The 12,690-nt window shown below is 69.8% G+C and carries 14 protein-coding genes; 5 read left to right on the forward strand and 9 right to left on the reverse strand.

Annotated features, from left to right (window positions below; all coding sequences use genetic code 11):
• Positions 1 to 32: 32 nt before the first annotated feature.
• Positions 33 to 578 carry a hypothetical protein gene (locus Q0812_RS02030; RefSeq protein WP_302108629.1) on the forward strand — a complete coding sequence of 182 codons (546 nt, stop codon included), beginning with the start codon at positions 33 to 35 and terminating at the stop codon, positions 576 to 578.
• On the opposite strand, the gene Q0812_RS02035 is transcribed toward Q0812_RS02030, so the two are convergent.
• From Q0812_RS02035 to cysE, 3 genes are all read right to left on the reverse strand, one after another.
• The gene (locus tag Q0812_RS02035) at positions 575 to 1,192 is read right to left on the reverse strand and encodes an FMN-binding negative transcriptional regulator (protein ID WP_302108630.1); all 618 of its coding nucleotides are present in this window, start codon (positions 1,190 to 1,192) and stop codon (positions 575 to 577) included. The genes Q0812_RS02030 and Q0812_RS02035 overlap by 4 nt on opposite strands.
• 21 nt (positions 1,193 to 1,213) lie before the next feature.
• Positions 1,214 to 1,420 carry a DUF3126 family protein gene (locus tag Q0812_RS02040; RefSeq protein ID WP_302108631.1) on the reverse strand — a complete coding sequence of 69 codons (207 nt, stop codon included), beginning with the start codon at positions 1,418 to 1,420 and terminating at the stop codon, positions 1,214 to 1,216.
• Between the two features lie 61 nt (positions 1,421 to 1,481).
• Complete coding sequence (cysE, locus tag Q0812_RS02045; RefSeq protein ID WP_302108632.1) at positions 1,482 to 2,306, reverse strand: serine O-acetyltransferase; 825 nt, start codon at positions 2,304 to 2,306, stop codon at positions 1,482 to 1,484.
• A gap of 130 nt (positions 2,307 to 2,436) precedes the next feature.
• Between cysE and Q0812_RS02050 the strand changes: the two genes are divergently transcribed.
• Positions 2,437 to 3,051, forward strand: a complete 615-nt coding sequence (locus tag Q0812_RS02050; protein WP_302108633.1) for a nitroreductase family protein — start codon at positions 2,437 to 2,439, stop codon at positions 3,049 to 3,051.
• On the opposite strand, the gene Q0812_RS02055 is transcribed toward Q0812_RS02050, so the two are convergent.
• The 4 genes from Q0812_RS02055 to Q0812_RS02070 form a co-directional block, all read right to left on the reverse strand.
• Complete coding sequence (locus Q0812_RS02055) at positions 3,048 to 3,896, reverse strand: hypothetical protein (RefSeq protein ID WP_302108634.1); 849 nt, start codon at positions 3,894 to 3,896, stop codon at positions 3,048 to 3,050. The two genes, Q0812_RS02050 and Q0812_RS02055, sit on opposite strands and share 4 nt — an antisense overlap.
• Positions 3,897 to 4,018: 122 nt before the next feature.
• Positions 4,019 to 4,378 carry a VOC family protein gene (locus Q0812_RS02060; RefSeq protein ID WP_302108635.1) on the reverse strand — a complete coding sequence of 120 codons (360 nt, stop codon included), beginning with the start codon at positions 4,376 to 4,378 and terminating at the stop codon, positions 4,019 to 4,021.
• A gap of 15 nt (positions 4,379 to 4,393) precedes the next feature.
• On the reverse strand, positions 4,394 to 6,733 hold the full coding sequence (ligA, locus tag Q0812_RS02065; RefSeq protein WP_302108636.1) for an NAD-dependent DNA ligase LigA: 2,340 nt from the start codon (positions 6,731 to 6,733) through the stop codon (positions 4,394 to 4,396).
• A 23-nt stretch (positions 6,734 to 6,756) separates the two neighbouring features.
• Positions 6,757 to 7,305: a DUF924 family protein gene (locus tag Q0812_RS02070; RefSeq protein WP_302108637.1), complete on the reverse strand. Its 549-nt coding sequence runs from the start codon at positions 7,303 to 7,305 to the stop codon at positions 6,757 to 6,759.
• Between the two features lie 16 nt (positions 7,306 to 7,321).
• Between Q0812_RS02070 and ilvC the strand changes: the two genes are divergently transcribed.
• Together ilvC and Q0812_RS02080 are read left to right on the forward strand one after the other, a co-directional pair.
• A complete protein-coding gene (ilvC, locus tag Q0812_RS02075) occupies positions 7,322 to 8,317 on the forward strand; it encodes a ketol-acid reductoisomerase (RefSeq protein ID WP_302108638.1) in 996 nt (331 codons plus the stop codon).
• An 81-nt stretch (positions 8,318 to 8,398) separates the two neighbouring features.
• Positions 8,399 to 9,832, forward strand: a complete 1,434-nt coding sequence (locus tag Q0812_RS02080) for an amidohydrolase family protein (protein ID WP_302108639.1) — start codon at positions 8,399 to 8,401, stop codon at positions 9,830 to 9,832.
• Here Q0812_RS02080 and Q0812_RS02085 read toward each other — a convergent pair.
• Positions 9,829 to 10,596: a tRNA1(Val) (adenine(37)-N6)-methyltransferase gene (locus tag Q0812_RS02085; protein ID WP_302108640.1), complete on the reverse strand. Its 768-nt coding sequence runs from the start codon at positions 10,594 to 10,596 to the stop codon at positions 9,829 to 9,831. The genes Q0812_RS02080 and Q0812_RS02085 overlap by 4 nt on opposite strands.
• 80 nt (positions 10,597 to 10,676) lie before the next feature.
• Here Q0812_RS02085 and Q0812_RS02090 point away from each other — a divergent pair, with 80 nt between their 5' ends.
• On the forward strand, positions 10,677 to 11,681 hold the full coding sequence (locus tag Q0812_RS02090) for a polyprenyl synthetase family protein (RefSeq protein ID WP_302108641.1): 1,005 nt from the start codon (positions 10,677 to 10,679) through the stop codon (positions 11,679 to 11,681).
• Here the strand turns inward: Q0812_RS02090 and Q0812_RS02095 are convergent.
• The gene (locus Q0812_RS02095) at positions 11,678 to 12,688 is read right to left on the reverse strand and encodes an MraY family glycosyltransferase (RefSeq protein ID WP_302108642.1); all 1,011 of its coding nucleotides are present in this window, start codon (positions 12,686 to 12,688) and stop codon (positions 11,678 to 11,680) included. The genes Q0812_RS02090 and Q0812_RS02095 overlap by 4 nt on opposite strands.
• Positions 12,689 to 12,690 lie beyond the last annotated feature (2 nt).

The raw sequence follows: 12,690 nt of genomic DNA on the forward strand, positions 1-12,690 counted from the left end.
CCCGCATATACATCCGAGGGGTCGGCGAACACATGGCTAAGAGTCCGTCCAAGCCGAAGGCTGCGTCCACCACCGCCAAGCCGAAGGCCGCGTCCAAGTCCACCACCACCGCCAAGAAGCCTGCCGCCGCCAAGGCCGCAGCTCCGAAAGCCGCCGCCAAGCCGGCCGCCGCCCCCAAGGCGACGGCTGCGAAGGCCCCGGCTGTGAAGGCTGCGCCGAAGGCGACCGCCGCCAAGAAGCCGGCCGCGAAGGCGCCGGCCAAGGCCGCGGCGCCGAAGAAGGCTCCCGCCGCCAAGGCGGCTGCGCCCAAGGCCGCCGCGCCCAAGGCTGCGGCCCCCAAGGCTGCGGCGAAGAAGCCGGCGGTGAAGAAGGCCGCAGCGCCCAAGGCCGCGGCTCCCAAGGCCGCCAAGGCGCCGCTGTCGGGCTCGAACATTCCGCCGCGCCCCTCGGCTCCGTCCGCCGTGGCTCAGCCGACGGCCCAGGCCGCCCGCGCCGCCGCCACACCGCCGCCGCCGCCTGCGCCGCGCAAGAAGAGCTTCTTCGAGCGCCTGGGCGACGCCATCTTCGGCAAGCGCTAGTCGACCTCTCGCATCCGCGCGGCCAACAGCCGGTCGCGCGGATCGCCCGTGCCTTCCAGCCCCGCGATCGTGCCCGCGCGATCCGCGGGGCTTTTCTGTTGGGACAGTTTGCGCTTGGCCTCGACGTGTTCGAGCCGCACCTCGACGCCGACGATGCCGCGCATCAGCCGGTCGATGTAGTCGGCCGGCGCGTCGGACAGCCGCCACGGCTCGGCCTGGCCGGCCTCGTGCCGGTCCGACAGGCGCTCCAGCACCTCGGTCAGCCGATCCCGATCGTCGAACCATTCAATGCGGCCGCGCACATGGACGGCCTCGTAGTTCCAGGTGGGGACCTGGCGCCCGTCGACGGCCTTGGATGGGTACCAGTTGGGCGAGACGTAGGCCTCGGGCCCCGGCAGGACGACCAGCGCCTCGGTCGCGCCGTCGCGCCAGTGCGGGTTGGGCCGGGCGATGTGTCCCAAAAGCACGCCGCGCGCGCCGTCGCGCACCATGGGCAGATGCGTGGCGTTCAGCCCCTCGGCGCCCTGGGTAACCAGCAGAGCCAGCCGCGCCTGGTCGATGAGGGCGTCAATGATCTGGGGATCGTCTTCGCGGAAGAGGGGCGGCGTCCACATGCGCGAAAGGCCGCCCGCCCGTCAGGCCAGGTCTTCGCCGAGAATGGCCATCTCGAACAGGAAGGAGCCGTCCTCGTCCTCGTCCTCGTAGACGACGCCGATGAACTCGTCGTCGACGTACACCTCGGCGGAGTCCTTCTGCTTGGGGCGGGCCTTCAGCTGAATGCCGCCGGTGTTGAAGGTGCGCTTCAGGTGCGCCTCGATGCGCTTGATGTCGTCTTCGGTCACGGCGGGCCTCTTTCGTAAGTCGCGCGGACCCTAACGGCCCGAATGTCCGAGGGCAAACGCCTCAGATGACGAAATCGTACGCGCGCTCGTCCAGGGTGTGATCCATGGTCAGGGCCGGCGCGTCGCCGGCCGGGCAGTTGACCAGCCGCGCCGGCACGCCCGCGGCGGTGCAGCCGTCGGGCACCGGCTTCAGCACGACCGAGCCGGACGCGATCTTGGCGTGATCGCCGATGCGGATATTGCCCAGCACCTTGGCGCCCGCGCCCAGAAGCACGCCCTTGCCGATCTTGGGGTGGCGGTCGCCGCCCTTGGCGCCCGTGCCGCCCAGGGTGACGCCGTGCAGCATGGAGACGTCGTCGCCCACCTGGGCCGTCTCGCCGATGACGATGCCCGTGCCGTGGTCGAGCATCACGCCCGAGCCGATGCGCGCAGCCGGGTGAATATCCACCTGAAACAGCTCGGAGACCCGTGACTGGAAATGATAGGCGAGGGTGGCGCGGCCCTGACTCCACAGCAGGTGCGCCACGCGATGCGCCTGAAGGGCGAGGTAGCCCTTGAAGTAGAGGAAGGGCTGCAGCACGCCGTCGGTGGCCGGGTCGCGCGCCACGACCGCCTCCAGATCGCGCGCGGCCGAGGCGACGATCTCGGGCCGGTCCTTGTAGGCCGCGTCGCAGATCTCGCGCAGGGCCATCGGCCCCAGCTCCTCATCGGACAGCTTGCGCGCCAGCTGGAAGCTGAGGGCGCCGCTGAGATCGCGGTGCGACAGGATCACGGAGTGCAGCATCGAGGCCAGGCGCGGCTCGGACTGGGCGGCGGCCACGGCCTCGCGGCGGAGCCGATCCCAGACCGGATCCGCGCGCTCGACCAGCTCCAGGCGGTGAGACATGGCGAAGTGCTCCCTAGGCGGCGCGAAGGCCCGCCCCATCATATGGTCCCAGCGCGGCGATGCGCCACCCACGCTGGCGAAGACGGCGCTTCACCCCTAGGTGTAGGGCCGCGCCTGTTCGAGGTTTCTCTTGTCTGATCTTCTGCCCCGCACCGCCTTTGGCCAAGCCCTGCCGTCGCCGAAGGCCTCGGACGCCTGCATCCGGCGGCTGGCCCTGCGCCGCTCGGCCCCGGCCCAGGATCTGGCCCCGCCGGGGCCCAGCGCCGAACAGCTGGAGGCGATCCTGACCCTGGGCGCGCGCACGCCCGACCACGGCAAGCTGTTCCCCTGGCGGTTGGTGGTCCTGAGCCCCGAGCGCAAGGCCGACCTTGTCCAGAAGCTGGAGCCGCTGGCCGCGGATCAGGCGGATCCCACCAGGGCCCTGGCTGTGCTGGCCAAGTTCAGGAACCCGCCCTGCACGGTGCTTGTGATCTCCAGCCCGACCCCCGGCCACAAGGTGCCGGTATGGGAACAACAGCTGTCCGCCGGCGCCGTGTGCATGAACCTGCTGCACGCCGCCGACGCCTTTGGATTCTCGGCCAACTGGATCACCGACTGGTACGCCTATGACCCGCGCACGACACGCCTGTTCGGCGTTCGCGAAGGCGAGCAGGTGGCCGGCTTCATCCACGTGGGCACGGCGGCGAACCCATCGCTGGAACGGCCCCGGCCCGCTGTCGCCGACCTGGCGTCCGAAGCGAGTTAGTCCTGCCGCTGCCGGGGGCCGTAGACCTGGAGCATGGCCGGATAGCAGCGTGGGTTGCCGCGATAGGTCTCCAACTCGCCGCTACCGACGGCGTTACCCTGCGCGTCCAGGGATGGACCGGTGGTGGTCAGTCCGTCGTCACCTGAGAGGCCCACCGGGTTGCAGTGCCCCTGACGCATGATGGTGAGGGTCCAGTTGAACTGGCGGCCTTCCAGCGGCTGGTCGTCCACGCGGGTCACCCGGGCCTCTTCCATGGCCTGGCGGGCGGCGAAGGCGAACTCGGGCGTGGCGCCGCCGCCAAGCCGCTCAACGTCGCAGTTCAGACGCCCTCCCCTCAAGGTGGTGCAGCGAAGCTCGGCGCTGTAATCCTCCCCTGATCGCTGGCCGCGCATACTCCAGAGCTCCGCCATCTTTGGATTCCGAGTCCAGCGCAGCCCCGCTTCGGTCGGGTGGAAGCGCTCGGGCAGATCGCGCCCGTCCCAGTTGCCGAAGCTCACCCGAAAGCCGAATCGCCGCCCTTCCGGAGTTCCGCCATCGATCGTCCGGACCCGGGCGCGTTCGACCAGTTGCTCGGCCGCAGTGCTCCAGCGCGGATCAGCGTCGTCGGACTCCAGGGCCTGACAATCCAGAGCGCCTGCCGCATCGGGCTCGCAGGCCAGATCGACCCGAACCCGAGGCATCGGCTGAGACGTGGCGAACTCTCCTTGCACATTGCGTCCGTACAGGCGCTGCATTTGCCTCAGAGAGGGCATGCGCGCCCACGTCAGACCTACCTCGTCGTAAGTGGGCAGACCGTCAGCGGTCGGGGCCTGGGCAAGGGCGGCGGCGGCGATAAGCGCGAGCATGGCGTCCTCCTGAGTATCGGCTGTGGCGCCGAGATTTCAGGAGTCAGCAAGATCGGGCCACCCGGGCTGCGGCGAAGTTACGGTCTGCGGCGGTGAATTGGACCTGGGCGGGACAGGCGGTCCTAAGAGCGCGCCGGCTCCCACAGCTCGATGGGGTTGCCTTCGGGGTCGTAAATGCGGGCGAAACGGCCCACCTCCGGCGCGTCCCATTCCGCCTTGGTCAGAACCTCGATGCCCGCGGCTTTCAGGCTGGCCATGAGGCCGTCCAGATCATCCACACGCAGGTTGATCATGTGCTGCTTGTCGGCCGGAAAATAGTCGCTGTCGGCCTTGAAGGGCTGGAAGACGGTGGGTCCGGCCTGCTGGGTCCAGATCCACACGCCTTCGGGCGCGCCGACGCCGAGATGCTTCAGATACCACTCGCCCAGCGCCTTCGGGTCCTTTGCCCGAAAGAACAGGCCGCCGATGCCGGTGACCGCCATCCTCATCCCTCCCTCTCAGCCGCCGATCAGGGCCAGCCATTCGTCCTCGGTCAGCACCTTTACGCCATGCTTCTGGGCGTCGGCCAGCTTTGAGCCCGCGCCCGGTCCGGCCACCAGATAGTCAGTCTTCTTCGATACCGAGCCCGAGACCTTGGCGCCCAGGCTTTCGGCGCGAGCCTTGGCCTCGTCGCGGGTGAAGCGCTCCAGCGCGCCGGTGAAGACCACGGTCTTTCCGGCCACGGCGGTGTCGGTCTTGGGCCGCTCTGCGTCCTCGATCCTGTCGAGCTGGGCGACCAGGGCGTCGACCATGGCGCGGTTGTGCGGCTCCCGGAAAAAGAGGGCGAGCGCCCGGGCCGCCACGGGGCCGACACCGGACACGCCCGCGATCTGGTTCAGGGCGTCGGAGGGACCCTCCTCGCGGGCGACGCGGGCCAGTTCGACCAAGCCGGACCAGTCCTCGATCAGGCTCGCCAGCCCACGCCGGGATGGGGCGGCGAGGCCCGGCAGGCCCAGGGCGATCTTCTGATCCAACGGCGCCTCGGGCCAGGGATCGGCGGGCGACAGGTTCGCCTCGGCCAGCGCAGCCACGACGCGGGGCGAAACGGCGTGAGCGTCCGCCAGACGCTCCCAGGCCTCGGACGGCACGCCTTCCGACGCCGCGACGCAGGCGGTCTCGAAGGCGGTCCAGCTTTCGAAGGCGCGCGCCAGAACCAGAGAGGTCTGCTCGCCGATGTCGCGCACGCCCATGCCGTAGATGAAGCGATCCAGGCTGATGGTGCGGCGGGCGTCGATGCCCTCGACGAGGTTCTTCACGCTGGTCTCGCCGTAGCCTTCCTCCTGGCGAAGCTGGGCCAGCCGGTCCTCGTCGCGGGCCAGGCTGAAGATGTCGGCGGGCTCGTTGATCCAGCCGCGCTCCACGAAGGCGGCGATCTGCTTTTCCCCAAGACCTTCAATATCGAAGGCGCGGCGGCTGGCGAAGTGCTTGAGGTGTTCGATCTTCTGGAAGGGACAGGCCAGCTCGCCGGTGCAGCGGCGCACGACAGACTCGACGCCCGAGGCGGTGGTCTCCTTGACCAGGGCCGTCTTCAGCGGACAGGCGCAGGTCTGGGGGAATGCGTAGGGCGCGCTGCGGCCAGGCCGGTCGGCATCCACCACGCCCAGGATCTGGGGGATGACGTCGCCCGCGCGCTGCAGGGTGACGGTGTCGCCGATCCGCACGTCCAGCCGGGCGATCTCGTCGGCGTTGTGCAGGGTGGCGTTGCGGACCACGACGCCACCGACGGTGACGGGATGCAGGCGCGCCACGGGGGTGTGACTGCCGGTGCGGCCTACCTGGATGTCGATGCCCTCCAGCACCGTCTGGGCCTGCTGGGCCGGGAACTTGTGGGCGATGGCCCAGCGCGGGCTGCGCGCCACGAAGCCCAGCCGCTGCTGCCAGTCCAGGCGGTCCACCTTGTAGACGACGCCGTCGATGTCATAGCCGAGCCCCGCCCGGTCGGTCTGGAGCTGTTCGTACAGACCAAGCAGCCCGCCTGCGTCCTCGACCCGGCGCGACCGCTGATTGACCCGGAAACCCCATGCCTTCAGCGCCTGTAGCGCGCCCCACTGAGTGTCGGCGAAGTCGGTGCTGCGTTCGCCCCAGGCGTAGGCGAAAAAGCGCAAGGGACGTTTGGCCGTGATGGCAGGGTCCTTCTGGCGCAGGGAGCCGGCGGCGAAGTTGCGGGGATTGGCGTAGGTGCGCGTGCCCGTCGCCTCAGCCGCGCGGTTGAAGGCGTCGAAGGCGTCATTGGGCGCATAGACCTCGCCCCTTATCTCGATGACCTCGGGGCAATCCTCGCCCGCAAGCCGATTAGGAATATCGGCGATGGTGCGCAGGTTGGCGGTCACGTCCTCGCCGGTGCGGCCGTCGCCGCGCGTGGCGCCTTGAACAAAGACGCCCTTTTCGTACCGCAGGCTGGCGGACAGGCCGTCTATCTTGGGCTCGGCCACGAAGGCGACGGGCTCCGCCTCGTCCAGCTTTAGAAAGCGTCGGATGCGGGCGACGAAGTCGGCCACCTCGGCGGCGTCAAAGGCGTTGTCCAGGCTCAGCATCGGCACGCCGTGCTTGACCGGTGCGAACTGGCTGGAGACCTCGGCGCCCACCTTCAGGCTGGGGCTGTCCGGACGGATCAGATCGGGAAAGCGCGCCTCGATGGCGGCGTTGCGCGCCTTCAGCGCATCGTATTCGGCGTCCGAGACCTCGGGCGTGTCCTGCTGGTGATAGAGGACGTCGTGCCTGGCCAGCTCGTGGGCCAGGCGGGCCAGCTCCTCGCGGGCCTGATCTTCGGTCAGCGCATCAACGGGTGTCTCGGCCATGGCGACCGTCTAGCGCGGCGCGGTCAGCCCTTGAAGCCGTCCTCTTTCAGGAAGGCCGCTTCTTCCGGCGTGGTGGCCCGGCCCAGCACGGCGTTGCGGTGCGGAAAGCGGCCGAAGCGGGCGATGACGCCGTGGTGATGCTCGGCCCAACGGTCGGACGGGTCGCGGTCCATGGCCTGGAACAGCTTGAGGGACTGCTCCTGATCGGCCAGGTCCTCCGAGTGCTGGAAGGGCATGTAGCAGAAACGGCGGATGTCGCCCTCGATCTGCTGGTCATGACCGGCTTCAACCGCGCGGCGGGCGAACTGCAGCGCCAGGGGGTCGGTGGCGAACTGGTGCGCCGTGCCGCGATAGACGTTGCGCGGGATCTGATCGAGCAGGATCAGAAGCGCCAGCGAGCCCTCGGCCGTCTCGGCCCAGGCGTCGAGCTCGCGCGCGGCGGCGGCCAGGTGGGCGTCCAGCATGTGAGTGATGCAGGCGGCGTCAAAGGCGTCATTCTTGGCGTACCACTTGTCGGGGCCAGCCGCTTTCCAGAAGCCGACGACGTCGGATGGGTTAAGGTCGGTGGTCATGAGCGGAGACCTAAGCATGCCCCTGCCCGTTTTCCATGACCGCGACTGCGACCTGTCGATTATCCGCGGCAAGCGGGTGGCGGTGATCGGCTATGGCAGCCAGGGCCGGACTCATGCGCTGAACCTGCGCGACTCAGGCGTGGCCGACATCATGGTCGGGCTGAAGGCCGGGTCGAAGACGCGCGCCGTGGCCGAGGCTGACGGCTTTCAGGTGCTGACGGCGGGTCAGGCCGCAGCGGGGGCGGACGTCATCGCCGTGCTGACCTCTGACGAGGCGCATCGAGATTTGTGGCGCGACGAGCTTGAGCCCAATGCGAGGCCCGGCGCGGCCCTGATCTTCGCCCATGGCCTGTCGGTGAACTTCGGGCTGGTGGCGCCGGGGCCGGAACTGGACGTGATCCTGGCCTCACCGAAAGGAATCGGGCCGCGCATCCGCGATCTCTATGTGGAGGGGCAGGGGGTCTTCTGCCTGTTCGGCGTGCATCAGGACGCCACGGGCGGCGCCCATGCGCTAGGCCTGTCCTACGCCGCGGCCCTGGGCTGTGGGCGCAAGGGCATTCTGGAGACCAGCTTCAAGGCCGAGTGCGAGAGCGACCTGTTCGCCGAGCAGGTGGTGCTGTGCGGGGGCGTGCCCGAGATCGTCCGCGCCGCCTTCGACAAGCTGGTCGCGGCGGGATACCCGCCCGAGGTGGCCTGGTTCGAGACCTTCTACGAGCTGAAGCTGGTCACCGACCTGATGGTCGCGCGCGGCATGGCCGGGGCCTTCGAGCGCATTTCCAACACGGCGGAGTACGGCGCCTATCTGACCGGGCCGCGCGTGGTGGGCGATGAGGCCAGGGCCGCCATGGATCAGGTCATGGCCGAGGTGCGCAGCGGGGACTTCGTGCGCCGGCTGATGGCCGACTATGACGCGGGGTCGCCCGACCTGATGCGCCTGCGCCAGGCCTTTGCGGACCATCCCATCGAGGCAGCCACCAGGCGGCTGGAGGACGTGGCCAAGGACGCCGGCTGAAGTCCAAAAAGTTCGGATCACGCGGGTTGGCGATCCGCAGGCTGGTGAGCCCCGTAACAGGGAGGAAACCTGGGGGGCGGCATGGCGCAATTCTGGAAGAGACTGCTGGGGGCGTTCACCACCCTCCTGGGGGCGCCGCTCGCGGTCGCAGGTTGCGCAACCTTGGAGCCGGCCACCCCTGCAGACCTGGCGATCAGCGACGTCCACGTCGTCGATGTGCGCTCCGGCGAGGTGCGATACGGCCAGACCATCCTGATCCGCGATAGCCGCATCGTCTCGATCCGTCGCAATCAAGCGAGTCGGCCGGCCGCCGAGATCGTTGTGGACGGCGATGGAGCCTACGCCATCCCGGGTCTGTGGGACGCGCACGTTCACATCCTGCAGAATGACGGCGCGAACGAACTCCGACGAGTAGGGCCGGCCTTCCTGTCCTATGGCGTCACCCATGTGCGGGACATGGGCTCTTCACCCGCCGCGCGGGCGGCGCTGCGCGAGCTCCCAGAGGACGCGCCGCATGTGATTGGGGCGGGCCCGGCTTTCTGGACCTTCGAGCTACCCTATGGCGACAAGGCCCAGCAGCGCATCGTGCGCAACGCCGCCGAGACAGAGGCTGCCGTGGCCGAGGCGGCGGCGGCAGGCGCTGACTTCATCAAGGTCTATGCCGGGTTCGAACCTGGGCGTCTGCGAGAGCTGGCGACGGTCGCCCGGCGCCATGGCTTGCGGATCGCCGGTCACGCCCAGCCCGGCGCCCCGATCGACGAGCAGGCGCGGCTGGGGTTGTCCACGGTTGAGCACGTGGAGTTTGGGACCTTCCTGGGCTGCGGCCCCGACCCTGAAGCCTATTTCAACCGCACCATCGCTTCGCGCTATCAGAACTCAGGCGAGAGCGTGCCGGCCATCTACACGGCCTTCGCGGCCGCCGTGGATCGCGAGGCCTGCGTGGCCATGTGGCGCCGCGCCGCCGAAGCGGGCTTGGCCATGACGCCCACCTTGATCGCAACGGCCCTGCCTCCGGAGCGGGCGCGTCGCCTGCTGGCGGAGACGCCTGAGGGTTTGCAGGCGGACCTCTGTAACACCTATCTCCAGCCCTATGCCGCGCCAGACGCGGAGGCGGAGCAGGCCTACGTCCAGGCGGGCAGGTTCCTGTTCTCCATGGTGCATGAGGCGGGGGTCCCCCTGCTGGCGGGCACCGACACCCCCATCTTCTGTTCGGCGCCGGCCTCGTCCTACGCGGTCGAGTTGTCGCTTCTTTCGGAGTTCGGCCTGTCGAACCTGGAGGTCCTTCAGGCGGCGACTCTGACCCCGGCCCGTGTGTTCGGATTTGGAGACCGGCTTGGGGTGCTGGAGGCCGGCAAGGAGGCCGATCTGGTGCTTCTGAGCGCCAATCCGCTCGAGACCGTCGCCGCCTATGCTCGGCCGGTGGGGGTCTACACGCGGGGACGGTGGCGGGACGAGGCGGAATTGGTGCGGATGCGGCGCGTGCCGCCCCCGGCTTCTTCATCGAGCGCGACTTAGTCCCAGCCCAGCGCTGCCTCGCCGCGGAGGATCGCCTCGGCTTCGGGCGTGTGCTTGCCGCCAGAGCGATCGTGAAGGACCAGCGGCGGCAGCAGGCGCAGCGGCGCCTTGCCCGACTTGATCGCCAGCACCAGGACGCGTTTGGCAGGCTCATCAGCGTATGCGTGGACCGGTCGGACGGCGAAGGAGCCGCACTTTTCGGCCAGGCCCGACAGGATATCGCCCAGCCGGTCTGCGCGGTGGACGATGACCAGCCGGCCGTTCTGCTTCACCGCCTTGAGCATGAAGGCCAGCCAAGGGCGCAGGCCCTCATCGGCGATCCAGGCTGAGCGGCGCGCCGGGGCCGGGCCGCGAATGGCCGCCTCGCCGTCGAAGAAGGGCGGGTTGGTCAGCACCCAGTCGAAGGGCGCGCGCTCAAGCGCCGTGAAGGGGCGGAAGGCGTCGCCGGTCAGGGCCTCGAGGCGGCCCTCCATCCCGTTGAGGGCCGCATTGGCCTGGCTGAGAGCGGCCAGGGCCGGCTCGCGCTCCAGCCCCGTCAGCTGCACCTCGGGCCTGCGCGCCGCCAACTGGACCAGCACGGCTCCGGCGCCCGAGCCCACGTCGAGCACCCGCTCGCCGGGCGCGGCCGGACATGCGGCGGCCAGGAGGGCGGCGTCCATGCCGGCGCGATAGCCGCCCTTCGGCTGATCCAGCAGGACCCGGCCGCCCAGCAGCCGATCACGCGAGAACGCGTTAACGGATGGCGCTTGATCGGCTTGACCCATAAAAGGCGCCTAACCATTGTGCCGCCGTTCCGCAAGCGGCCCCCGATCCGGGGCTGTGCGCGTTCTGGAGTCTCCTCGCCTTGTCAGCCGTCGCCGCCCCGATCGCCAATCCAGCCGCCGACCTGGAGCCGGTGCTGGCGCTGACCGCCAAGGACATGGCGCGGGTCGACGCCCTGATCCTGGACCGGATGCAGAGCGAGGTGGAGATCATCCCGGCCCTGGCCCGGCACCTCATTTCGGCGGGCGGCAAGCGCCTGCGGCCCATGGTGACCGTGGCGGCCGCGCGGGCCTGCGGGACCGGCAACGACAATCACCTGAAGCTGGCGGCGGCGGTGGAGTTCATCCACGCGGCCACGCTGCTGCACGACGATATTGTGGACGGCTCGTCGCTTCGGCGCGGCAAGCCGGCGGCCCACCTGATCTGGGGGGCGGCCTCAAGCGTGCTGGTGGGCGATTTCCTGTTCACCCGCTCCTTTGAGCTGATGGTGGAGACCGGCAGCCTGAAGGCCCTGCGCAGCCTGGCCCGCGCCTCGTCGGTGATCGCCGAGGGCGAGGTGCTGCAGTTGACCCGAGCGCACGACATCGAGCTGCCGCGCGAGGTCTATCTGGAGATCATCGGCGCCAAGACGGCCGAGCTGTTCGCCGCCGCCGCCGAGTCCGGAGCCATCGCGGCCGTGGCCCCGCCGGAGCGGGTGCGGGCGCTGCGCGACTACGGCAGGCATCTGGGTCTGGCCTTCCAGCTGGTGGATGACGCCCTCGACTACGAGGCCGAGGCCGCAGCGCTCGGCAAGAACGCCGGGGACGACTTCCGCGAGGGCAAGGTGACCCTGCCGCTGTTGCTGGCCATCGCCGCCACGCCCGAGGAGGGCGAGTTCTGGCGGCGCACCATCCAGCGCCGGGAGCAGACGGAGGAGGACTTCGCGCGGGCCAAGGCGCTGTTGGATCAGACGGGCGCGGTCGCAGCCACCCTGGACGAGGCGCGCGCCCACGCCGAGGCGGCCAAGGCGGCGCTGCTCGGCTTCGACGGACCGTGGCGGTCGGCGCTGGAGCGGCTGGCGGATTTCTCCGTGGCCCGCGGGAGTTAGGCGGGCGCCAGTCTGCGCCGCGCGGCGAACCATCCTGCGGACAGGGCGGCGACCACGACGATCAGCGCGAGCAGGCTCCAGCCCGGCGCGAAACGGTCGACGGCGTAGCCCAGCAGGCCGCTGATCCCGCACAGGCCCCAGACGCGCCAGGCCAGGGCGCCGGCGGATCGGCCCGTATTGGTCAGCCACAGCTGGTACAGATGCTCACGGTGCGCCTGGGCCAGGTTGGCCCTGGCCTTAGCCCGCGCGAGTAGCGTCAGCAGCACGTCGGTCAGCAGGGGCGCGGCGGCGAACACCGCCAGATAGGGGCTGGCCACGGCCACCGGTGATCCGGTGATCAGCACCGCGCCGCCGCCGATCAGGAAGGCTGAGAACAGCGCGCCGGCATCGCCCTGAAACAGGCGGCGCCCCGGGTGGTTCAGCGGCAGGAAGGCCAGGTTGGCGACGAAACCGGCCAGCAGCAGGAAGGCGATCAGCGGCCAGGGCGCGCCCGCCAGGGCCAGGATGAACAGGGCGATGGCCTGGGCGCCCGGCGCCAGACCGTCCGAGCCGTCCATGAAGTTGTAGACGTTGACGATGGTCACCAGCCACAGAACCGTGCCCGCGCCGCCGATCCAGGGGCCCAGCTGGAGCTCGACGCCCGGCAGGATCGGCAGGGCCTCGACCCGGCCGACGAAGATCACGAACAGCACCGCGATCAGCAGCTGGACGCCCAGCTTGGCGGCGAAACCCAGATCGATGACGTCGTCCAGGGCGCCATAGACGCCAAGGGCGCCTGCGCAGGCCAGCAGCAGGGCCGCCTGATGCCAGCCGGGGGCCCACGGCTCGGTCAGCCCAAAGGTGAGCAGGCCGATCGCCGTCGCCGTCATCACGGCCAGTCCGCCGGAGGTGGGTGTGGGATGCAGGTGAAGACCCCGCGCCCGCGGCGCGTCCACGGGCCCGCAGACGCTGAGCACCCCGGCCAGGGCGGCCGAGACGAGCGCGGTCAGAACGGCGGCGAAGACCACTG

Origin of the sequence: Peiella sedimenti, assembly GCF_030504955.1 — a bacterium.
GTDB classification, from domain to species: Bacteria; Pseudomonadota; Alphaproteobacteria; order Caulobacterales; family Caulobacteraceae; genus Brevundimonas; species Brevundimonas sedimenti.